Raw genomic sequence first — 20883 nt, 5'->3', positions numbered from 1 at the left:
TTTGACGGACGGCGTTGCAAGACGAGCTTGCGGGGTTAGGTTGATGAGTTCGCCGCCCTCGGTGAACTGACGTTCGAGAGGAAGGGCGGCGGGCCCGGTCTGGCCTTGCGGCCGGGTCGTTCAATGGCTCAACGCTGAACCCTTGAACGGCCTTGCTTCAGCCCACCAGCTGAGCACCAGATCCCTTGATTCCTCAATGGTCTGGGCCGAGTTGTCGAGCCTCCGCGCGTCTGCGGCGGCCTGGAGCGGTGATGCTGTGCGACCTTTGTCGCGAGCATCCCTGGCTTCCAGGTCTTCACGCAAGCCCGCGATATTAGCCGGAATTCCCTTGGAAATCAATTGCTTATGCCTTCTCTCGGCCCGCGTGGCAGCGCTGGCGGTGAGAAAGACCTTCAGGGGAGCATCCGGAAAGACCATCGATCCCATGTCCCGCCCATCGGCCACCAGGCCCGGCAGGCAGCGGAAGTCGAGTTGCAGCTGGTTGAGCGCAGCCCGCACCGGTGCGTGGGCTGCCACCTGGGAGGCGGCCAGGCCCGAGGCTTCTTCGCGCAGGGCGTCGGTGATGTCTTCATCGCCCAGCCAGACCCGGCCCTTGGCGAAGTGCAGGTCCAGTTTTGCGGCGATGGCAGCCACGGCCTCGGCTTCGTCCAGTTCGACGCCGGCGCGGCGGGCCGCCAGGCCAGTGGCGCGGTACAGCGCACCGGAATCCAGCACGATGTAGCCCAGCTCGTGGGCCACCACGTCAGCCAGCGTGCCCTTGCCGGAGGCCGTGGGGCCGTCAATCGTGATCACCGGGATGTCTTCCGGCCGGGCCGAGACGACTTCGAACAGGGTCTCGAAATAGTCCGGAAAGGTCTTGGCCACGCACTGGGGCTCGAGGATGCGCACCGGCACCGGGCTTGCCGTCACCAGGCCATTGAAGGCAGCCAGAGAGAAGCACATGGCGACCCGGTGGTCGTCATAGGTGTGGATGGCTGCCGGCTGCCAGTCGCGCAGCGGGTGCACGCGCAGCCAGTCGGGGCCTTCCTCGACCTGCGCGCCGAGTTTGCGCAGCTCGGTGGCCATGGCGACGATGCGGTCGGTCTCCTTGACGCGCCAGCTGGCGATATTGCGCAACGTGGACGGGCCGTCGGCATAGAGCGCCATCACGGCAAGCGTCATGGCTGCGTCCGGTATGTGGTTGCAATCCAGGTCCAGTGCCCTGAGTGGCCAGGCGCCGCGCTTGACCTCGACGGCATTGGCCTCGGCACGCACCACGGCACCCATGGCTTCGGCGGCTTCAACGAAGCGCACGTCGCCCTGCAAGGACGCGCTGCCCACGCCCTCGATGCGGATCGGCTGACCTGTTGCAGCGATGGCACCCAAGGCCACGAAGTAGGACGCAGACGAGGCATCACCCTCGACATGGATCTCGCCCGGCGAACGGTAGCGGCTGCCAGCCGGAATCGTGAAGCGCTGCCAGCCCTCGCGCTTGACCTCGATGCCGAAGCGCTTGAGCAGCTCCAGCGTGATGTGGATATAGGGCTTGGAGATCAGCTCGCCAACCACGTCGATATGGATGTCTTGCTCCGCCACCAACGGCAACGCCAGCAGCAAGGCCGTGAGGAACTGGCTCGACACATCGCCGCGCACGCGCACCGGCTCGCTGAGCTTCAGCTCTGACGGGCCGCTCAGCCGCAGCGGCGGATAGCCTTCACTGCCCAGGCAGGCCACTTCGCAACCCAGGCCGCGCAAGGCATCGACCAGATCGCCGATGGGACGCTCGTGCATGCGTGCCACGCCAGAGAGTTCAAATTCGCCGCCCTGTGTTGCCGCCAGCAAGGCCAGCGCCGCCGTAAGCGGGCGCATTGCCGTGCCGGCATTGCCGAGAAAGAGCTTGGCGGCATTCGTCTGCAGCTTCGCGCCGATGCCGGTGACCTTCAGGGGGCCGCCTTCGACTTGCTCCAGCACGCAGCCAAGCTGCTTCAAGGAAGCCAGCATCACGGCGGTGTCGTCGGAATCGAGCAGGTCGTGCACCAGGGTCTGGCCTTCGGAGAGGCCGGCCAGCAGCAGCACGCGGTTGGAAATGCTCTTGGAGCCCGGCAGGCGCACCGTGCCTGCTGCGGCGCGCAGCGGCGGCAGGTCGAGGAAAGGAATCTTGAACATGAACGGGAAACAGGAAAGAGGGGGCTATTTCTGCTGCGAGCGAGGCACGGTCAGCTGACCCATCTGCCATTGGCTGCGGTCTTCCGAGACCAGGCGGATCTGCTCTTCCAGGCTGCTGGCATTGCCGCTGACCATGAGCATCTCGAGCCGATCGAGGGCCTTGCGGAAGGCGCGCGACTGCTTCAGCACCTCGGCCCTGTTGGCCATGAGGATGTCGCGCCATACGGCGGGCTCGCTGGCGGCGATGCGGGTGAAGTCGCGAAAGCCGGGCCCGGCGAGGCTCAGGAAGTCGCGACCGGCGGGTTGCCTGGCGACCGAAAGATAGTAGGCAAAGGCCAGCAGATGCGGCAGATGGCTGACGGCGGCAAAGGCCGCGTCGTGGTTCTCCGGCGTCATCTTGAGCACCTGAGTGCCCATGGCCGACCAGGCATCCGTTGCGCGCTGAACCAGTGCTGGCAGCGTCTCCGGCAGCGGCGTCAGGATGACCTGCCGGCCCTGGTAAAGGGTCGCGTCGGCATTCTGGATGCCACCGGATTCCTTGCCCGCAATCGGATGCGCGGGCACGAAGCAATTGATCTTTTCGCCCAGCACGCGGCGTGCGGCCTCCACGACATCGGACTTGGTCGAGCCCACATCCATGAAAAGCGTGTTCGGCGTGACCAGATGGCGGATTGCCTTCAGTGTCGGCTCGGTGGCCGAGACGGGCACCGAGATCAGGACGATGTCCGAGCCCGAAACAGCGAGCAGTGCTGACTCCGCCGCCACGTCGATCACGCCCATCTTCTTGGCGGTTTCGGTGGTGGAGGGCGACTTGCTGTAGCCAACGACGCGCTTGACCAGGCCGGCTTTCTTCAGCGCCAGTGCGAAGGAGCCGCCCATCAAACCGCAACCGATGACGCCGAGCTGGGTGAACATTGCTTTGCTGCCTCGCTGAACTCAGTGCACGTCTAGAGGATACGTGCCCAGGAGCTTGAAATAGGCACAGACGGCACGTAACTCACGTAAGGCCTGGGCCATGTTTGGCTGCTCGGGGTGACCTTGCAGGTCGATGTAGAAGTAGTACTCCCACTGGCCCGAGCGAGCCGGGCGCGATTCGAAGCGCGACATCGAGACGCCATGCGCCTTCAAGGGGACCAGCATGTCGTGCACCGCGCCGGGCTTGTTCGTCACCGAGACGACGAGGCTGGTGCAATCGTGGCCCGAGGCCTGAGGTGCCGGGTGGCGGTCCGGGTGCGTGACGATGGCGAAACGGGTTCGGTTGTGCGCGTCGTCCTGGATGGCGGGCGCCACGATGTGAAGGCCGTATTCGCTGCCGGCGCGTTCGCTCGCCACGGCGGCCAGGCGCTTGTCCAGCGCTGCCAGGCGTGCGCCTTCTGCATTGCTGGAGACCGGCCGGCGCTCTGCGTGCGGCAGGTGCGTGGACAACCAGCCATGACATTGCGCCAAGGCCTGAGGATGAGCGCAGACCGCCTGGATGTCTTCCAGCGAGTTCTCGCGGCGCAGCAGGTTGTGGCGCACGAACAGACTGGTTTCTCCGATGATGAACAGCGGCGTGGTCAGGAACAGGTCCAGCGAACGGGCGACGACGCCTTCGGTCGAGTTCTCGACCGGCACGACGCCAAAGTCAGCCGCACCGGCCGTGGTGGTGCGGAACACTTCGTCGATGCTGGTGCAAGGCACTTGCACGATGGAGGTGCCGAAGAAACCGAGCGCCGCCTGCTCCGAGAAGGTCCCGGCCGGGCCGAGATAGGCCACGCGCGTGGGCGTTTCGAGCGACCGGCAGGCCGACATGATTTCGCGCCAGATCGGAGCCACCGACTCGCCGCGCAGCGGACCGGGGTTGTGGGCCTTGAGCCCGTCGATCACCTGCGCTTCGCGCTCGGGCCGGAACACCACCGAGCCTTCTTTCTTCTTCAACTCGCCGACTTCCTGCGCCAGCGCGGCACGCTTGTTGACGAGGTCCAGCAGTTCGCGGTCGACCGCGTCGATCTTGTGCCGCAGCGCCAGCAGCGCCGGGTCGGGTGTGGCGGGTGCGCCCTCAGCCATTTTGAGCCTCAAAGTCTTTCAGGTAGGTGCAAAGCGCCTGCACGCCTTCCAGCGGCAGGGCGTTGTAGATCGATGCACGCATGCCTCCCACCGACTTGTGGCCTTTGAGTTGCAGCAATCCGCGCGCCTTCGCTCCGGTGAGGAAGGCGTCGTTCAATCGCTCGTCGCGAAGATAGAACGGAACATTCATGCGCGAGCGGCAGTTCGCCGCGACGCGGTTTTCATAGAACTGGGACGAGTCCAGCGCTGCATAGAGCAGGGCGGCCTTGTCGATGTTGCGTTGCTCGATGGCGGCCAGGCCGCTCTTGCCGGCGTACTCGAACTTCTTCAGCCACTGGAAGACCAGGCCCGCGATATAGATCGAGTAGGTGGGCGGCGTGTTGAACATCGAATCCGCGTCGGCCACGATCTTGTAGTCGAAGGCCGAGGGGCAGCTTGGCAGCGCATGACCCAGGAGGTCTTCGCGCACGACCACGATGGTCAGGCCGGCCGGGCCGATGTTCTTCTGCGCGCCGCCAAATGCGAGACCGACGCGCGACCAGTCGACCGGGCGCGACAGCACATGCGAAGAGAAGTCGATCACCAGCGGCGCTGCGCTGCCCAGCGCCTTCAGGTCGGGCAGCTCATGGAATTCGACGCCGTCGATCGTTTCATTGCTGCAGACGTGCACATAGCTCGCGCCATCGCGCAACTGCCAGCTCGAAGCTGGCGGCAGGCTGCGGTGCCTGTCGGCCAGGTTGCTGGCGGCCACGTGCACGTCGGCATAGCGCTTGGCCTCATTCGTGCTCTTGGTGGACCAGGAGCCGGTGATGACCGCGTCGACCTTGCCCCCTCGGCTCAGGTTCAGCGGCACGATGGCGTTTTCGCCCAGGCCACCGCCCTGCATGAAGAGGATGCGGAAATTGGCCGGCACCTGCAGCAGTTCGCGCAGGTCGCCGACCGCTTGCTCGTAGATCGAAATGAACTCGCGCCCGCGGTGGCTCATCTCCATCACGCCCATGCCCGAGCCTTGCCAGTCCAGCATCTCGTCGGCCGCCTGCTGCAGCACTTCTTCGGGCAGGGTGGCAGGGCCGGCGGAGAAATTGAACGGGCGGGGCTGGCTCATCGTTGGCTGAATTACTTCTTGGCTGGGGGCTTGCTGGCGGCGGGCGTGCCCGAGCTGGATGGTGGCGTCAGGCCCAGGTGCTTGACGATGCCCCCGCGCAGCGTGTTGAGTCGGGCGTCCAGCGCCGGGCCCAGGTCCTGCATCACCTTGCCTTGCAGGGCTCGGCCCATTTCTGGACTGACGGAGTCGAACTTCTTGGCCACCGGAGACTCCAGCCAGGCCAAGATCTGGCGCAGCTCGTCTTCGCTGAAGCGGGCATCCAGGATCGGACTGACCACCTCGGGCGCCAGCTTCAAGATGCGCTCCTTGATCATGCGAGTCGCTTCCTCGCCGAACTTGTTGACGTCGTTTTCAATGGCCTTGGCCGCGGCTTCCCGCTTCTCGGCTGGTACCTGCTGCATCGCGATGCGCACTTCCTGCGCCATCGGGCCGAGGGGTGCGCCAGCCAGGTTGCGGGCCATGCCTTCGGCGTTGGCGGTCTGAATGGTCAACAGTCGGGTGATCAGCTCCTTCTTGGCCGGCGAGATCTGCGGCGCCGAAGCGGCCGTCTGCGCCTGCGCCAAGACGGCACAGGAGGCGAGGGCCAGCGCGGCCAGCTTGTTCTTGGTGATCACGTTCATTCCTTGGTGGAGTTGTCGTCGCCGGCCTGGTCGCCTTGCTCAAGGTCGCCGCCTTCGGCCTCATTGCTCTGCTCGTTCGCGTCGTTCTCGACGATGCGCTGCAGGCCCGACAGCTTCGCGCCATCGTCCAGCGCGATCAGGGTCACGCCTTGCGTGGCACGGCCCAGCTCGCGGATCTCGGAGACGCGGGTGCGCACCAGCACGCCCTTGTCGGTGATCAGCATGATTTCGTCATCAGGGTGCACCAGCGTGGCGGCCACCACGCGGCCATTGCGCTCGCTCTGCTGGATCGCGATCATGCCCTTGGTGCCACGGCCGTGGCGCGTGTACTCGGTGATGGCGGTGCGCTTGCCGAAGCCGTTTTCAGTGGCGGTCAGCACGCTCTGGTTTTCATCCTCGGCCACCAGCATCGCGATCAGGCGCTGATCGGGTTCCAGCATCATGCCGCGCACGCCGCGGGCGGTGCGGCCCATCGGGCGCACATCGTCTTCGTCAAAGCGCACGGCCTTGCCGCCGTCGCTGAACAGCATCACGTCATGCTTGCCGTCGGTCAGCGCCGCGCCGATCAGGTGGTCGCCTTCATCCAGGTCCACCGAAATGATGCCGGCCTTGCGCGGGTTGCTGAAGTCCTTCAAGGAGGTCTTCTTGACCGTACCCATGGCGGTGGCCATGAAGATGAAGTGATCTTCAGGGAAGCTGCGGAACTCGCCGGTGAGCGGCAGCACGACGGTGATCTTTTCTTCCTGCTGCAGCGGGAACATGTTGACGATGGGCTTGCCGCGCGAATTGCGCGAACCCTGCGGCACTTCCCAGACCTTCAGCCAGTAGACGCGGCCGCGGTTGGAGAAGCACAGGATCCAGTCGTGCGTGTTGGCGATGAAGAGCTGATCGACCCAGTCGTCTTCCTTGGTCTGCGTGGCCTGCTTGCCGCGGCCGCCGCGCTTCTGGGCGCGGTACTCGCTCAGTGCCTGGCTCTTGATGTAGCCGGTGTGCGAGAGCGTGACGACCATGTCGGTCGGCGTGATCAGGTCTTCGGTGCCAAGCTCCTGCGCGTTGTGCTCGATCACGCTGCGGCGGGCGCCGAGCTTGGTCTGGCCGAACTCGAGCTTCACCTGCACCAGCTCTTCGCTGATGATGGTGGTGACGCGGGCCGGCGTGGCCAGGATGTCCAGCAGATCGGCGATCTGCGACATCACTTCCTTGTACTCGGCGACGATCTTGTCCTGCTCCAGGCCGGTCAGGCGCTGCAGGCGCATCTGCAGGATTTCGCTGGCCTGGTCGTCCGACAGGCGGTAGAGGCCGTCGTCCTGCATGCCATAGGCGGCGGGCAAGCCCTCCGGGCGGTAGGCCGAGCTGCCACCTTCGGCGCGGCTGAGCATTTCGCGCACCAGCGACGAATCCCAGCTCTTGCTCATCAGGGCGGCCTTGGCCACGGGCGGCGTCGGCGAAGTCTTGATCGTCTCGATGAACTCGTCGATATTGGCCAGCGCGACGGCCAGGCCTTCCAGCACATGGCCGCGCTCGCGGGCCTTGCGCAGCTCGAAAATCGTGCGGCGCGTGACCACTTCGCGGCGGTGTTCCAGGAAGACCGTGATCAGGTCCTTCAGGTTGCACAGCTTGGGCTGACCGTCGATCAGCGCCACCATGTTCATGCCGAAGCTGTCTTGCAGCTGGGTCTGCTTGTAGAGGTTGTTCAAGACAACCTCGGGCACTTCGCCGCGCTTCAACTCGATGACGACGCGCATGCCGGACTTGTCCGACTCGTCCTGGATGTGGCTGATACCCTCGATCTTCTTCTCGTGAACCAGCTCGGCAATGCGCTCCAGCAGCGTCTTCTTGTTGACCTGATACGGGATCTCGTCAACGATGATGGCCTGTCGCGCGCCCTTGTCGATGTCCTCGAAGTGCACCTTGGCGCGCATCACTACCTTGCCGCGGCCGGTGCGGTAACCATCGCGCACGCCATTGATGCCGTAGATGATGCCGGCAGTCGGGAAGTCGGGTGCCGGGATGATTTCCATCAGCTCGTCGATCGAGCAATCCGGGTTCTTCAGCGAGTGCAGGCAGGCATCGACAACCTCGTTCAGGTTGTGCGGCGGGATATTGGTGGCCATGCCCACGGCAATACCCGATGAGCCATTGACCAGCAGATTCGGCAGTCGCGTCGGCAGGACCAGCGGTTCCTTGTGGCTGCCGTCGTAGTTGGGGCCGAAGTCGACGGTTTCCTTGTCGATATCGGCCAGCAATTCGTGGGCAATCTTGTCGAGGCGGATTTCGGTGTATCGCATCGCCGCGGCGTTATCGCCGTCGATGGAACCGAAATTGCCCTGGCCGTCGATCAGCATGTGGCGCAGGCTGAATGGCTGGGCCATGCGCACGATGGTGTCGTAGATCGCCGAGTCGCCGTGCGGGTGGTATTTACCCATGGTCTCACCGACCGCCTGCGCCGACTTGCGGTACTTGGCGTTGTAGGTGTTGCCCATCTCGTTCATTGCGAACAGCACGCGCCTGTGAACGGGCTTCAGGCCGTCACGGGCATCGGGCAGTGCCCGTCCCACGATCACGCTCATGGCGTAGTCGAGGTACGAGCGGCGCATCTCCTCTTCGAGGCTGATGGGCAGTGTTTCCTTGGCGAACTGGGTCATGCGCTGGGCGCGGCTCGCACCTTCGCAGGTGGGCCGAGATGCTATGGATTCGGAAGCGTTTATTCTATTCGCGTGACGCTGTAGTACCTGCGCAACATTGGTGCAGTACCGCCCTGCAGCAGGGCGCCACAATGCGGACGGTCAAGTGCCCTATGGCACAATCGTTTGATCCCTGGGAGAAACCCGCATGTTCGGTTTTCTCCTTAGGTTTCAATCCCCGTGTATGGGCGTTCTCGCAGGGCAACTGCGGCATTCCTTGAGAGGAGAATCATGAAGAAATTGAATCGCGTGGCGTCGCTGTTCGCAGTCGCTCTTGTCGCCAGCTCCGGTGCATTCGCTCAAGCCTCGGCACCGCAGGTGATCGATAACTGGCGCGCCACCGACGGCTCCGTCTGGAAGAACGGCACCAACGAACACTGCTGGCGCAATGGTTTCTGGACGCCTGCCACCGCCGCCAAGGATTGCGACGGCGCTGTGAAGCCCAAGCCAGTGGCCGCACCGGCACCTGCACCGGCTCCTGCCCCCGCACCGGCTCCCGCTCCTGCCCCCGCTCCGAAGGCCGCTCCTGTTGCCCCGCCAGCACCGGTCAGCGAAAAGGTCACCTTCGCGGCTGACGCTTTCTTCGACTTCGACAAGGCTGTCCTGAAGCCCGAAGCCAAGGCCAAGCTGGAAGACCTGGTCAGCAAGACCAAGGGCATCAACCTCGAAGTGATCATCGCCGTCGGCCACACCGACAGCGTTGGCAGCGACGAGTACAACCAGAAGCTGTCGGTGCGTCGTTCGGAAGCCGTCAAGGCATTCCTGACGGGCCTGGGCGTCGAGAAGAACCGCGTCTACACCGAAGGCAAGGGCGAGAAGCAGCCTGTGGCCGACAACAAGACCACCGAAGGCCGCGCCAAGAACCGCCGCGTCGAAATCGAAGTGGTTGGCACGCGCAACCGCTAAGCAAGAGACTGCATCACCTCAAGGTGGTGCATCGATCTCCCAAGAACCCCGCTCCGGCGGGGTTTTTTATTGCCCATTCGCTATACGATTGCGCCCGCCATGACGATCAATGCCGACCCCCAAGAGCTGGCCAAATTCGGCGAGCTGGCCCACCGCTGGTGGGATACCGAGAGCGAGTTCAAGCCGCTCCATCAGATCAACCCCTTGCGCCTTGCCTGGATAGACGGCCTGTGCCCGCTCGCCGGCCTGCGCGCGCTGGACGTGGGCTGCGGCGGCGGCATCCTGGCCGACTCCATGGCGCGCAAGGGCGCCCAGGTGCTGGGCATTGACCTCTCGACGAAGCCGCTGAAGGTGGCCCAGCTGCATGCCATGGAAGCCGGCACTGAAGGCGTGGACTACCGCGAAGTGGCGATTGAGGCACTCGCCGCCGAGCAACCCGCCAGTTTCGATGTGGTCACCTGCATGGAGATGCTGGAGCATGTGCCCGACCCGGCCTCGGTGGTGCAGGCCTGCGCCACTTTGGTCAAGCCGGGCGGTTGGGTGTTCATGTCCACGCTGAACCGCAACCTGAAGTCCTTCATGCTGGCCATCGTCGGCGCGGAATACGTCTTGAAGATGCTGCCTGCAGGCACGCATGAATACGCCCGCTTCATCAAGCCCTCGGAGTTGGCACAGTACTGCCGCGATGCCGGGCTGGACCTGCACAGCAGCAAGGGGCTGACCTTCAATCCGCTGACCCAGCACTACGCGCTGGGCACGGATACGGACGTCAACTACCTGATCGCCCTGCGCAAGCCGGCATGAGCGCGGTGATGGAGAGCTCTCGGCCCGCCCAGGCCGCCGAGATTCGCACTGTGCTGTTCGACCTCGACGGAACGCTGGTCGACAGTGCCCCCGATCTTGCCGGTGCCACCAACGAAATGCTGGTCGCTCGCGGCTTGCCGGCCTTGCCGCTCGAGTTTCTGCGGCCCATGGTGGGGGCTGGCGCGCGCGGCATGATGGGCCTGGCCTTCCAGGTCGCGCCTCAGGATCCCCGCTTCGGGGCACTCAGGGCGGAGTTCTTTGATCGCTACGAATTGCGTTTGTTACAGGAGACCCAGGTTTTTGCTGGTGTCCCTGAATTGCTGGACGCGCTGAGCCATGCCGGACTCGCCTGGGGCATCGTGACCAACAAATCCGAGCGCTTCGCGCTGCCGCTGACAGCGGGCCTTGGGCTGGCTGTGCGAGCAGCGGCCGTCGTCGGCGGCGATAGCACGCCGCACACCAAGCCGCATCCTGCGCCGCTGCTGGAGGCGGCTCGCCGCGCCGGCGTGGCGCCTGAGCATTGCGTCTACGTCGGCGATGACCATCGGGACATCCTGGCCGGCCGCGCCGCCGGCATGTTCACGGTCGCCGTGTCCTGGGGCTACCTGGGGCAGGGTGAAGCCATTGAAGACTGGGGTGCAGACCTGATCGTCGATACGCCGGCGCAGCTGCTGGCATGGCTGCAGGCGCAGTGAGATGAGGTGCGCTTCCAGGGTGTTATTCCCCTCGAGATGATCAATTTCTTGCGCCGGGTCTTGAACTTCGCCTGGCTGGCATAATCTAAGTCTTCTGGGGCCGACCAGGTTTCGACGTGGGTGCGGATCCGGAGTGGGGCATGCCGAGGACCAGTCACCTCGTAAATCCATCTGGAAACAAAGTAACTGCAAACGACTCTACGTTCGCACTCGCTGCTTAATTGCAGTTGAGCTTCTCAACGGTTGGCCAATGGGCCGGGCTCAAGTCGCAAGACGGAAAGCTGAGAAGTCACTCACATTGGCTGGTTCCTTGCCGGGTCACTCGGCGAGGGACGAGATTTAGTGACTGGCGGGAAAGCTAGCGTGCCCATGCGCGAGTTGACCGCGAGATTCAAATCAGAAGGCTAAGCATGTAGATCTGCCCGGTGATGGCTGACGGACGGGGGTTCAATTCCCCCCGGCTCCACCAAATCCGATGCCCCTTCACCTATGAAAGCTCCTAGGTGAAGGGGTTATCAAGTCTCCTTAAATTGGCGCTGATTGGCCGCCAATTCGCACCTGATTCGCACGCGAATTCGCACGTGAAGGCGTCTAAGCCTCGCTGGCGAGCGGCTGCGCCGTTGCTTGCGGTCGCTGGTAGTCCTGGCTGATGAATTTGCCGTAGACACGGAAAACCATCTGCACGTCGACGTGGCCGAGTTGCTGAGCGACGTACCAAGGGTTCGCGCCGGCCGTCAGAAGGGCGCTGGCGTAGCTGTGGCGCACTTGGTAGGGGTTCCGGTAGCGAACGCCCGAGCGCTTGCATAGCGGCTCCCAGAGCGTTCTCCGGATCTGCGCGTCCGTTTCCCAGGCCATACCGTTTCTGGGATTCAGCCAAATGTGTTCTCCGGCCAGGAAGCTCGCGCCTTTCTGAGCTGTCAGGCCGGCAATGGCATCGGCGTTGAGGTCAACGTCGCGAATGCCTGCCGCGGTCTTCGGGCCTTTCTCAGTCTTCGCGACCAGGTTGCGGTCAATGCGGGCTTTGTTGGCCACCCAATCGACCTTGCCCCAGCGCAGGGCCATCAACTCGCCTGGCCGCAGGCCGGTGTTCATCCAGAACTGAAGCATGGGCCGTTCATCGGCGCGTGCGTGATCGAGCAAGGTTGCTCGTTCTGCTGCGGTGAATGGGTCGACCTCGTAGTCACTGGCCTTAGTGGTCTGCCGTAGCAGCTTGCCAAGCGCGATGCGGTCGAACGGGTTGTAGTCGATCAGCTCGTCATTGAGCGCATCCTCAAAGACGCTGCGCAAGGGCGTGAGGAGATTGCGCGCCCGCTTGGGCGTGACACCGAGTGCGCCGATCCAGTCGCGCAGTTTGCTCGGAGTGACTTCGCCCAGAGCCATCTCATCCCAGAACTTCATCCGCTCGCTGTTGATGGCCTTGCGGTAGCCGTCGAGGGTGCTGGGGCTGAGGGCACCGTTCTCGTGCTGGCGCTCGTACAGATCTAGCTGACGGTCTAGCAGCGTTCGCATGGAGGTGCGGCGACCGCTGTCGAGTTGCTTGGCGCGGCTGCTCTTGGGGAAGTAGTCCGGATAGTGGAAGGTGTCGTCTGCGATCTTTCGCAGGATCTCGGCGCGCAGGCCACCGGCGTAAGTGAGGGCGCTCTGCGTGATTGGCGCTGGCGGTAGCAACTCGCGGCATTCAGTGCCTCTGAAGCTGAAGGCGACCTGTATGCGCCGCTCGGTCTTGAACTCGCGGATGCTCACGCCCCGAGGGCAGGCCAACTCGCGTTTTGTTGTCGGCTTTCCACCCATTTGTTCACCTCTGATAGGTTGATCCAGACATTGCCGTCAGGGCCGATCCGGCAATGCACGCCATCGGTCCATTGGCGCTTGCGACGACGCGCATGCACTGCGTCTGAGGTGTCGCCGCTCAATTCGCAGTACTTCGCAAGGCGAACCCACTGCAAGGGCAAAAGGTAGGCGCTCATTGGGCTGGAATCCATGAGAACGGGCCGGCTACTCCTCGGACTGAATCGAGATAGCTGAATGTGCGCTGAGCAAAGAAAGTACCTGCCGGACCGCAGGACACCCGCCAGGGCGACGGCAGGCAAACCCCACTTTCCCGGTCAACCAGTCCGATACCCTTGGCACGCACTGCGCGACCAGCCAAGTCGCAGATCTCTCGGGCCCACTGGGGCAGGCTGAACCATTGCGCCACCGAACGTCCAAAGTCTTCGAGCCCTCCCTTCCCGTGCAAGCGCGCTCCTGGAGGGAAGCCAATTCCGACTTTGGAGTCGAGCTTGGTTGCGTACTTGGCGAGGTAGCCGGCTGGCTTTCTAGCCCATTCAATTCGAGTTGAACCATGGGTCCACCATCCTTGCTTGTCCGGCTTGGGAAGGGTCAAGCCACGCGGTAGCCAGAGGACCACGTGATAGTGCAGGGCGCCGCGCTGTTGGAGTTCAGCGACCCAGACGTAGCGCAGCGTGTGGCCGCGTCGTTTGAGCCATTGGCGGATGCGTTGGAGAAGGTCGCTGATGTGCCGCTTGTTCCATGCGCCGACCTCTCGATAGGTCAGGGTCAGCATGGCGGGCTTGAAGCGCCTGTGGCGCAACTCGAACTCGTGCATTCGGGCTGCGGTCATCACGGACCGGCTCATGCGCCGAAGACGAGTTAGAAAAGGATCTATCTCTATGAGGTCTGCTGGCGTTCCACTTGTTTTAGAAGTGACAAGCCCAGCTTCCGCTCCCGTTTCGCGGGGCGCGCCTGGCGGCGCTGCCGCGCGAAACGGGGCGGCTTGGGGTTGGATGCTGTTTGAAGGGCTTTCCATAGTCCCTTCATTGGAAGGGATTTTGAAAGCCTTGTAAAGGAGTTTGGGGATCCCTTACGTCACGGTGCGGCGTTCCTCTCGTTCAAGAGGAAGCTTTTCATCGCCAGAAACGACCTTCCAGAAGTTCGCAATGCCCTGAGCAAGTTTCCAGGCGTTAGACCGATCAGCGTCAGCCCCGACCTCGTCAAATTCCTCGCGAACTTCTATCCCGAGGATCTGTTCGTACTTCCGGATGGTCTTCTTCGTATGGATCAGGTGAAGCACCTTCCAGCCGAAATGGCGCCCGATCATGTACATGCCGATCGCTGCCTCCAACTCGTCAAGTTGCCCTTCAAAACGGAAGATCGCCGAGTCTAGAAAATCGTGGCGCTCCTTGGCCTTGTCGGGCGGAACCAATTGCGTGTTGCGCTTGCGCTTCATGGCAACAGGATACCAGCAAGGGAGTTTGGGTTACCCTCGCATGTCTGTTTTGTGTGCATTCGGTGTAGCTCAGTCGGGCGCTTGGTTTGCTGCGAATGGAATGGCGGCATGCCTGCATGAACGGACAACAAATCTAGCGGGAGGAAAGATGGATTTTCTGAAGGATTTTGCTAGCGCGATTACCGATCAGATTCGCGAGCGACTCTCCAACCCGCTGCTCGGCGCATTCGCGCTAGCTTGGTTGGCCTGGAATTCAAGGTTGGTCATGGTTGCTTTGGGCGATGGAACTGTCGCCGACAAGATCAAGTACATCGATCAGGTGCTCTATTCCTTTGCGTTCGCAAAGGCCGCCTACGGAGTGCTGCTTCCGCTGGTTAGTGCTGTGGCATTCGTGTTCGTCTATCCATACGTCAACCGGAGAATCATGACGTTCCATCGGGCGCAACAAACATTGACGCTCAATCAGTTGACGGCAATTGATCAGACTGCTGTGCTCACGCAGGAGCAACGGGACCGATTGGTTCAACGCTACAAGGCCAGAGAAGAGGACTTGCAAGCGACTATCACGCGGTTGCAAGCCGAGAACGGTGATCTCGAGGCGGCACTTAGGGCCGCAAGCAGTCAACTAAAAGCCACGCACGAGCCTCAGGATGGTCCAGCAGACGGCGACGAAGCGCCGGGTACCAGCTTGCCACCTGCTGCTGAAAGCAGTTCTGCAGTTGCAGTAGCCAGAGCGCAGTGGCGTGAATTGACTGAGCACGAGGCGCTGAAATCACTGGTTGATTTTCCGCCGGTGACGATCAGCACGGATCGACTTCGGCTCGCTGGTCCCGCGACTCGTAAGTCGCTGGCCACGAATGGCTTGCAGGGTTTGGAGGTGGCTCTTCTCTACGGGTTGCGTCAAGGGCCTCGAACGGGCGAATCCTTGAGTAAGCAACTAGAAAGCTTTCCGTACTTGATTGACACAGCGTTCAATTCGCTGCAGCGTCTGGAACTCGTTGAAGGGCAATTGATGCGAGATGACAGGGCAGGATTTACGCTTACTGCGGCGGGTAAGGAAGTGCTCATCGCAGCGCTGGAAAGTTTGGGGCTGGCGCTAAGGTAAGGTGCTGGTGAAAGGTGTCGGAGTCGGTGCTTGGCACGAATATTGGCAGTCGAGCGGCTATCGATAGCCGAACAGTTCGCACGTGATTCGCACGCGAATCGATCTGAGTGGCATGGCTAAATGTTGCAATGGGGGTTCAATTCCCCCGGCTCCACCAAATTCAAAGGCCTCGATGATTCATTCATCGAGGCCTTTTTCCTGCCTGTTTGCGATCAGTGCAATCAGCGCTGCATCATCAGTTCGCGAATCACGTGCACCGGCGCACTCCCATAGCTCAGGAACTGCTCGTTGAAGGCCTTGACCTTGAACTTGTCGCCGAGCTGGGCCTTGCGGGCTTCGCGCAGCGCCATGATCTCGCTGTAGCCTGAGAAGTAGCTGGTCAGTTGCACGGAGCTGAGTTGCACGCGGCGCCACTTTTCGCGGGCTTCCTGTTCGGTCTGGAAGGCCTGGCGGATCAGCATGTCCAGGGCCTCGGCCTCGCTGATGCCCTTCACGTGCACGCTGTAGTCGAGGATGGTGTTGGTGACGCTGCGCAGGTTCCACTTGCACCACATCATCCACATCTCGGGCTCGTTGCCGCCGTACCCGCTCTCCAGCATCAGGCGTTCACTGAAGACGGCCCAGCCTTCCACCATGGCGCCGTTGCCGAACAAGGCCTTCACGAGGGAGGGTGACTTGTTGGCGTAGACGAGCTGCGTGTAGTGACCCGGGATGGCTTCGTGGATGTTGAGGATCTGAAGCATCCAGTGGTTGTACTCGCGCAGATTGCTCTCGGCCTCAGCGTCGCTGATGTCGTCCATTGGCGTGACGCTGTAGTAGGTGCGGTCCTGCGGGCGGTAGGGGCCGGGCGCCTCGATGCCGGCACCGGCCACGCCGCGTGCGTAGACCGGCGTTTCGCGCACCACCAGCGGCTTCTTCGCATCCATGGTCAGCAGGTCGTGCTTGACCACCCAGTCCTGCAGCACCGGGATCTGGCGGCGGATTTCCTTGAAGAAGTCGGCGCGGGCCACGTGGCGCTCGCTGAGCTTGGCGATGACCTGGCCGATTTTCGCGGTGCGGTCGGCGGGCTTGGGCGCATCACCGAGGGTCTTGGCCCAGAGCTGGTCGGCGAGCTGGTCCATCTGCGCCAGCAGTTGCTCGCGCGCGGCCAGGGCCTTTTCGTAGGTCTGTTCTGCCGAGCGGCCGGACTGGATGTCGAGCTTGAACTTGGGTTCGTACAAGGCCGCCCCGATGCGGAAGGAGCGGGCGCTGGCCGGGTTGGCGAGGAGCTCCTTCTCCAGGCCCTTGAGGAAGTCGATCTGGCCCTGGATGGCTCCCTTGGCGGCCGCGATGCGCTCGGCCAGCAGGGCCTTTTCGGCCGGCTTCAAAGCCTTGGCGGACTGCCCGGCCTTGGCCACGTCGTCCAGCACGCTCACATTGCCGGGGGCCTGGCGGATGGCCAGTTGCGTGTGCTCCAGGGTCGGATTCTTGATGCTGGCCTGGGCGGCGCGGTAGTAGGCTGGAATTGCGGCGATGCGCTCGGACAGCGCGCGCAGCCGCGTGGGCAGGTGCGCGTAGTCGGTGCTGAGCATCAGGTCCAGGGCGCTGGCCACGCCGTAGGCGGCCGGGTTCCATTCGAATTCGCGGAAGCTGCCGAGGTAGAAGCGGTCGGACTCGAGCTTGTTGCGCAGCTGGGCCAGGTCGGTGCGCTGGTTGACGGTCAACTTCGCTTCGTCAACGTTGGCAAATCGCTGGAGCCAGTCTTCTGCGAAGGCCAGTTGCCGTGCTCGCGTCGCTGCGTCTGGCAGGGGCAGCTTGGCGACCTGCTCGTAGCGGCCGGCATACAGCGCGGCATCCGGGTCAAGCAGCCACAGCGCTTCGATGAACTGATGGCTCAGCTGATTGAAGGCCTTGCCCTGGGCTGATGCCTTGTTGGCGGCTGTGTTGACAGGCGTGGCTGCCTGAATGGCAGGTGTGGCGCCCAGTGTCAGCGCGGCCAGCAGGGCGGCGCCGGTCAGGGCTGTGCGGGTGAAATTTTTCTTGGGCATGATGGCCTCTCGTCTCCTCGAAGGCGGGCAGCATAGCCGCTTCAGCCCAGGAGCCAGGTGCTCACACGGTAGGTGATGAAGGACCCCAGGTAGGCCAGGCCGAACAGATAGGCCGCCATGATCAGCGGCATGCGGTAGCCGCCGGTCTCGCGCTTCACCGCGGCCAGCGTGGCCAGGCATTGCGGTGCAAACACGTACCAGGCCAGCAGCGAGAAAGCGGTGGGCAGGCTCCAGCTCTGCGCGATCAAGGGGCCAAGGGCCTGCGCTGCATCGCCGGAGGCAGCCGAGAGTGCATAGACCGTCCCGAGTGCACTGATCGCCACTTCCCGGGCAGCAAGACCGGGCACCAGCGCGAGGCTGATCTGCCAGTTGAATCCGATGGGCTCGAAGATCACCGTCAGGCCGCGGCCCAGCCAGCCGGCAATGCTGTACTGGATCGGCGCCCCGGTGGCACCTTCGGGCGCGCCGGGGAAGCTCGACAAGGCCCAAAGCGCTACGGTCAGCACCAGGATGATGCCGCCCACGCGGCGCAGGAAGATCTCGGCCCGCTGCCACAGGCCGATGGCAATATTGCGTGGCAGTGGCCAATGGTAGGCCGGCAGTTCCATCATCAGCGGCCGGGTCTGCGACCCGTTGGTGAAGCGCTTGAGTATCCAGGCCACTGCCATCGCACCGACGATGCCGGCGAAATAGAGCGCGAACAGCACCAGGCCTTGCAGTTCGATGCCGCCCCGCAGCTCGCGCTGCGGGACGAAGGCGCCTATGAGCAAGGCATACACAGGCAGCCGCGCCGAGCAGGTCATCATCGGCGCGATCATGATGGTGACCAGGCGGTCGCGCGGGTTGGCAATCGAGCGCGTGGCCATGACGCCGGGAATGGCGCAGGCAAAGCTTGAGAGCAGCGGAATGAAGCTGCGGCCCGACAGGCCCACCGAGCCCATCATGCGGTCCAGCAGGTAGGCCGCGCGCGGCAGGTAGCCCGACTCCTCCAGCACCAGGATGAAGAAGAACAGGATCAGGATCTGCGGCAGGAAGGCCAGCACGCCGCCGGCGCCGGCAATGACGCCGTCCACCAGCAGGCTGCGCAGCCAGTTGTCGGGCATCAAGGTGATGGCTTGCTGGCCCAGCCAGGAAACGCCTGCCTCGATCAGGTCCTTGGGCGGCTCGGCCCAGCTGAACACGGCCTGGAACAGCAGGAACAGCAGCACGGCCAGCAGGGCCGGGCCGAAAACCGGATGCAAAACCCAGCGGTCCACGCGGTCACTCGGCAGCTCGCTGCTCTGTGCGGCCAGGCCCAGTTCACCGAGGATGCTGTTGACGCGGGCCTGGTCCGACTGATCGGCATGGCCCTGGGCGCTGAGCCCCGAGATCTGCAGAGGGCGCCAGTGATCGCGCTGCTCCAGCACGCCGGTAAGCTCGGCAATGCCATCGCCGTGGGTGGCGACGGTCTTGATCACCGGCACACCGAGGCTGCGCGAAAGCGCCTCGGCGTCGATATGGATGCCGCGCCGAGCCGCCAGGTCAGCCATGTTCAGGGCGACCACGCAGGGCAGGCCCAGGCGCTGGATGCCCATCAGAAGGCGCAGATTGCGCCGCAGGTTGGTGGCATCGAGCACGCAGACCACGAGGTCGGGTTTGCGCTCGCCCTTGGCACGGCCGGCCAGCACGTCGCAGGTCACGCGCTCGTCGGGCGAGCGCGGGTACAGGCTGTAGGTGCCGGGCAGGTCGAGCAGGCGCAGCGTCTTGCCGCTGGCGGTTTTGATCCGGCCTTCCTTGCGCTCGACGGTCACGCCGGCGTAGTTGGCCACCTTCTGGCGGCTGCCGGTCAGGCGATTGAAGAGTGCTGTCTTGCCGCAGTTTGGATTGCCCACGAGCGCCAGCAGCAGGCCGGCAGGATGGACATGGATGGTGGCGCTGTGCTGCTGCATGCCGCTTCAGGTGGCGGCAGTTGCCGAGACCCTGATGCAGGCCGCCTCCGCCTTGCGCAGGGCAAAGGTCGAATGCCCGATGCGCACCACCAGCGGGTCGCCACCCAGGGCGGCACGCGTCATCAGGCGGACTGGCTCGCCGGGCACGAAGCCGATCTGCTCCAGCCAGGGCCCCCATTCCGGGGCTTCCGCCGGCGCCTGCACCGCGTCGATCTGCATGTCGGCGCCAACGGGTGCTTCAGCGAGGGTGGTGGGGGTGGGTGTCGGAGTCATTGTTCTGTGCCGCAGCGGTTCTGGCATCTTAAACGAGACTGATTCTCATTGACTGATGTAAATCAAGCCCGGACCGGCTTTCGGTGGTGCCCCGAAACAGTGCTTGCATTGAGCCCCGAAATGCGCCCCGGAATGAGCGCCCAGAAAATTTGCGCAAACCCGCCAATGCTGGGGCGCAAACGTTTAGTAGTTCCCGCAGGCTGCTTGTACACTGCGGCTCCTTAAAATGCCGGCAAAGCAGTCTCGGGCAAGGGCCAGGGGCGCGATATAAAGCGGCAGGGTGCCGGGAATGGCGCCCACCTTCACAACAGCCTGATCGGTACTCCCATGAAGCTTGTTTCCTCGTTCAGCCTCGGCGTTGTCGCGGCGGCCCTGTCTGCAATTGCCAGCGTGCCCGCGGTGGCCGATCCGGCGGTGATCTTCGACATGGGTGGCAAGTTCGACAAGTCTTTCAACGAATCGGCCTACCGCGGTGTCGAACGCTGGAAGCAGGAAACCGGCAAGAACTACCTCGAGTTCGAGATCAGCAATGACACCCAGCGCGTGCAGGCGATCCGCCGCATGGCCGAGCGTGGCGCCAACCCCATCATCTCCATTGGCTTCGCACAGGCTTCGGCCTTGCAGCAGGTGGCCAAGGCATTCCCGAAGACGCAGTTCGCCATCATCGATGCAGCTGTCGTCGCGCCCAATGTGCAGTCGGTACTGTTCAAGGAGCATGAAGGCAGCTTCCTGGTCGGCGCCATGGCCGTGCTGAGCAGCAAGACCGGCAAGGTCGGCTTCGTTGGCGGTATGGACATTCCGCTGATCCGCAAGTTCCAGTGCGGCTACGAGCAAGGCGTCAAGACGGCCAATCCCAAGGCCGAGGTCTTCTCCAACATGACCGGTACCACGTCCACCGCATGGAACGACCCGACGCGCGGCGGCGAGCTGGCCAAGGCGCAGTTCGCCAAGGGCTCGGACATCGTCTTCGCTGCCGCTGGCGGCACGGGCTCGGGCGTCTATCAAGCCGCCAAGGATGCGGGCAAGCTGGCCATCGGCGTTGACAGCAACCAGAACCACATTCAACCCGGCACGATGCTGACCTCCATGGTCAAGCGCGTGGACGTCGCGGTCTACAACGTCCTGAAGGGCTTCCAGCCCGGCGTTCAGAACCTGGGCTTGAAAGAAGGCGGCGTGGACTACGCGATGGACCAGCACAACGCCAAGCTGGTGAGTGCGGCGGTCAAGGCCAAGGTCGATGCCTACAAGGCCGACATCATTGCCGGCAAGATCAAGGTGGCCGACTACATGGCCGACAACGCCTGCAAGTACTGATCCGT

18 protein-coding genes and 1 other RNA gene are annotated in these 20883 nt (G+C 63.4%); 6 read left to right on the top strand and 13 right to left on the bottom strand.

Features of this window, described 5'->3' with window-relative positions:
- Positions 1-120 precede the first annotated feature (120 nt).
- From ABT392_RS09310 to gyrA, 6 genes are read right to left on the bottom strand one after another with little or no spacing between them, the layout of a single operon-like run.
- Positions 121-2145 (bottom strand): bifunctional 3-phosphoshikimate 1-carboxyvinyltransferase/cytidylate kinase, encoded by a 2025-nt coding sequence (locus tag ABT392_RS09310; protein WP_395385940.1) that lies wholly within the window; start codon positions 2143-2145, stop codon positions 121-123.
- A gap of 24 nt (positions 2146-2169) precedes the next feature.
- Positions 2170-3060 carry a prephenate dehydrogenase gene (locus ABT392_RS09305; RefSeq protein ID WP_334275584.1) on the bottom strand — a complete coding sequence of 297 codons (891 nt, stop codon included), beginning with the start codon at positions 3058-3060 and terminating at the stop codon, positions 2170-2172.
- Between the two features lie 21 nt (positions 3061-3081).
- Complete coding sequence (gene pheA / locus ABT392_RS09300; RefSeq protein WP_395385941.1) at positions 3082-4191, bottom strand: prephenate dehydratase; 1110 nt, start codon at positions 4189-4191, stop codon at positions 3082-3084.
- Positions 4184-5296 carry a 3-phosphoserine/phosphohydroxythreonine transaminase gene (gene serC / locus ABT392_RS09295; RefSeq protein ID WP_334275582.1) on the bottom strand — a complete coding sequence of 371 codons (1113 nt, stop codon included), beginning with the start codon at positions 5294-5296 and terminating at the stop codon, positions 4184-4186. The genes pheA and serC overlap by 8 nt, the downstream gene beginning before the upstream one ends.
- An 11-nt stretch (positions 5297-5307) precedes the next feature.
- Positions 5308-5916, bottom strand: coding sequence for a DUF2059 domain-containing protein (locus ABT392_RS09290; protein ID WP_334275581.1), 609 nt, complete (start codon positions 5914-5916; stop codon positions 5308-5310).
- Entirely contained in the window at positions 5913-8561 is a 2649-nt protein-coding gene (gene gyrA / locus ABT392_RS09285; RefSeq protein ID WP_395385943.1) for a DNA gyrase subunit A, read from the bottom strand. The genes ABT392_RS09290 and gyrA overlap by 4 nt, the downstream gene beginning before the upstream one ends.
- A gap of 270 nt (positions 8562-8831) precedes the next feature.
- Here gyrA and ompA point away from each other — a divergent pair, with 270 nt between their 5' ends.
- The 4 genes from ompA to ssrA all read left to right on the top strand — a co-directional run bounded on the left by ompA (position 8832) and on the right by ssrA (position 11474).
- Positions 8832-9506: an outer membrane protein OmpA gene (ompA, locus tag ABT392_RS09280; protein WP_334275579.1), complete on the top strand. Its 675-nt coding sequence runs from the start codon at positions 8832-8834 to the stop codon at positions 9504-9506.
- 99 nt (positions 9507-9605) lie between these two features.
- A complete protein-coding gene (gene ubiG, locus ABT392_RS09275; protein ID WP_395385944.1) occupies positions 9606-10310 on the top strand; it encodes a bifunctional 2-polyprenyl-6-hydroxyphenol methylase/3-demethylubiquinol 3-O-methyltransferase UbiG in 705 nt (234 codons plus the stop codon).
- Between the two features lie 8 nt (positions 10311-10318).
- Positions 10319-11005: a phosphoglycolate phosphatase gene (gph, locus tag ABT392_RS09270; RefSeq protein WP_464970958.1), complete on the top strand. Its 687-nt coding sequence runs from the start codon at positions 10319-10321 to the stop codon at positions 11003-11005.
- A gap of 96 nt (positions 11006-11101) precedes the next feature.
- Positions 11102-11474: a transfer-messenger RNA gene (ssrA, locus tag ABT392_RS09265) on the top strand.
- A 122-nt stretch (positions 11475-11596) separates the two neighbouring features.
- On the opposite strand, the gene ABT392_RS09260 is transcribed toward ssrA, so the two are convergent.
- From ABT392_RS09260 to ABT392_RS09245, 4 genes are all read right to left on the bottom strand, one after another.
- Entirely contained in the window at positions 11597-12748 is a 1152-nt protein-coding gene (locus ABT392_RS09260; protein WP_395385945.1) for an Arm DNA-binding domain-containing protein, read from the bottom strand.
- Positions 12745-12972, bottom strand: a complete 228-nt coding sequence (locus ABT392_RS09255) for an excisionase (protein ID WP_395385946.1) — start codon at positions 12970-12972, stop codon at positions 12745-12747. The genes ABT392_RS09260 and ABT392_RS09255 overlap by 4 nt, the downstream gene beginning before the upstream one ends.
- Complete coding sequence (locus tag ABT392_RS09250; RefSeq protein ID WP_395385947.1) at positions 12969-13625, bottom strand: rolling circle replication-associated protein; 657 nt, start codon at positions 13623-13625, stop codon at positions 12969-12971. The genes ABT392_RS09255 and ABT392_RS09250 overlap by 4 nt, the downstream gene beginning before the upstream one ends.
- A gap of 240 nt (positions 13626-13865) precedes the next feature.
- Complete coding sequence (locus ABT392_RS09245) at positions 13866-14231, bottom strand: hypothetical protein (RefSeq protein WP_395385948.1); 366 nt, start codon at positions 14229-14231, stop codon at positions 13866-13868.
- A gap of 148 nt (positions 14232-14379) precedes the next feature.
- Here ABT392_RS09245 and ABT392_RS09240 point away from each other — a divergent pair, with 148 nt between their 5' ends.
- Positions 14380-15336, top strand: coding sequence for a hypothetical protein (locus tag ABT392_RS09240; protein WP_395385949.1), 957 nt, complete (start codon positions 14380-14382; stop codon positions 15334-15336).
- Between the two features lie 221 nt (positions 15337-15557).
- Here the strand turns inward: ABT392_RS09240 and ABT392_RS09235 are convergent, their stop codons facing one another.
- From ABT392_RS09235 to ABT392_RS09225, 3 genes are read right to left on the bottom strand one after another with little or no spacing between them, the layout of a single operon-like run.
- Positions 15558-17363 carry a DUF885 domain-containing protein gene (locus tag ABT392_RS09235; RefSeq protein WP_395385950.1) on the bottom strand — a complete coding sequence of 602 codons (1806 nt, stop codon included), beginning with the start codon at positions 17361-17363 and terminating at the stop codon, positions 15558-15560.
- Positions 17364-17404: 41 nt separating this feature from the next.
- A complete protein-coding gene (gene feoB / locus ABT392_RS09230; protein ID WP_395385951.1) occupies positions 17405-19291 on the bottom strand; it encodes a ferrous iron transporter B in 1887 nt (628 codons plus the stop codon).
- Positions 19292-19297: 6 nt separating this feature from the next.
- On the bottom strand, positions 19298-19564 hold the full coding sequence (locus tag ABT392_RS09225; protein WP_334275565.1) for a FeoA family protein: 267 nt from the start codon (positions 19562-19564) through the stop codon (positions 19298-19300).
- Positions 19565-19891: 327 nt separating this feature from the next.
- On the opposite strand from ABT392_RS09225, the gene ABT392_RS09220 reads away from it, so the two are divergent.
- On the top strand, positions 19892-20878 hold the full coding sequence (locus ABT392_RS09220) for a BMP family lipoprotein (protein WP_334275564.1): 987 nt from the start codon (positions 19892-19894) through the stop codon (positions 20876-20878).
- The last annotated feature ends 5 nt before the right edge of the window (positions 20879-20883 follow it).

It is taken from the genome of Paucibacter sp. JuS9 (assembly GCF_044043925.2).
Classification (GTDB): domain Bacteria; phylum Pseudomonadota; class Gammaproteobacteria; order Burkholderiales; family Burkholderiaceae_C; genus JAUASW01.
Note: the sequence above shows the minus strand (reverse complement) of the source record. Positions and strands in the feature narration are given on the sequence as shown.

What these genes read in the sequence shown, in the direction of transcription:
- gph (WP_464970958.1), top strand. Translation starts at nt 10,319, where the DNA reads ATGGAGAGCTCTCGGCCCGCCCAGGCCGCCGAGATTCGCACTGTGCTG.
- ubiG (WP_395385944.1), top strand. Translation starts at nt 9,606, where the DNA reads ATGACGATCAATGCCGACCCCCAAGAGCTGGCCAAATTCGGCGAGCTG.
- feoB (WP_395385951.1), bottom strand. Translation starts at nt 19,291, where the DNA reads ATGCAGCAGCACAGCGCCACCATCCATGTCCATCCTGCCGGCCTGCTG.
- ABT392_RS09220 (WP_334275564.1), top strand. Translation starts at nt 19,892, where the DNA reads ATGAAGCTTGTTTCCTCGTTCAGCCTCGGCGTTGTCGCGGCGGCCCTG.
- gyrA (WP_395385943.1), bottom strand. Translation starts at nt 8,561, where the DNA reads ATGACCCAGTTCGCCAAGGAAACACTGCCCATCAGCCTCGAAGAGGAG.
- ompA (WP_334275579.1), top strand. Translation starts at nt 8,832, where the DNA reads ATGAAGAAATTGAATCGCGTGGCGTCGCTGTTCGCAGTCGCTCTTGTC.
- ABT392_RS09225 (WP_334275565.1), bottom strand. Translation starts at nt 19,564, where the DNA reads ATGACTCCGACACCCACCCCCACCACCCTCGCTGAAGCACCCGTTGGC.
- ABT392_RS09240 (WP_395385949.1), top strand. Translation starts at nt 14,380, where the DNA reads ATGGATTTTCTGAAGGATTTTGCTAGCGCGATTACCGATCAGATTCGC.
- ABT392_RS09290 (WP_334275581.1), bottom strand. Translation starts at nt 5,916, where the DNA reads ATGAACGTGATCACCAAGAACAAGCTGGCCGCGCTGGCCCTCGCCTCC.
- ABT392_RS09305 (WP_334275584.1), bottom strand. Translation starts at nt 3,060, where the DNA reads ATGTTCACCCAGCTCGGCGTCATCGGTTGCGGTTTGATGGGCGGCTCC.
- ABT392_RS09235 (WP_395385950.1), bottom strand. Translation starts at nt 17,363, where the DNA reads ATGCCCAAGAAAAATTTCACCCGCACAGCCCTGACCGGCGCCGCCCTG.
- ABT392_RS09250 (WP_395385947.1), bottom strand. Translation starts at nt 13,625, where the DNA reads ATGACCGCAGCCCGAATGCACGAGTTCGAGTTGCGCCACAGGCGCTTC.
- serC (WP_334275582.1), bottom strand. Translation starts at nt 5,296, where the DNA reads ATGAGCCAGCCCCGCCCGTTCAATTTCTCCGCCGGCCCTGCCACCCTG.
- pheA (WP_395385941.1), bottom strand. Translation starts at nt 4,191, where the DNA reads ATGGCTGAGGGCGCACCCGCCACACCCGACCCGGCGCTGCTGGCGCTG.
- ABT392_RS09310 (WP_395385940.1), bottom strand. Translation starts at nt 2,145, where the DNA reads ATGTTCAAGATTCCTTTCCTCGACCTGCCGCCGCTGCGCGCCGCAGCA.
- ABT392_RS09245 (WP_395385948.1), bottom strand. Translation starts at nt 14,231, where the DNA reads ATGAAGCGCAAGCGCAACACGCAATTGGTTCCGCCCGACAAGGCCAAG.
- ABT392_RS09255 (WP_395385946.1), bottom strand. Translation starts at nt 12,972, where the DNA reads ATGAGCGCCTACCTTTTGCCCTTGCAGTGGGTTCGCCTTGCGAAGTAC.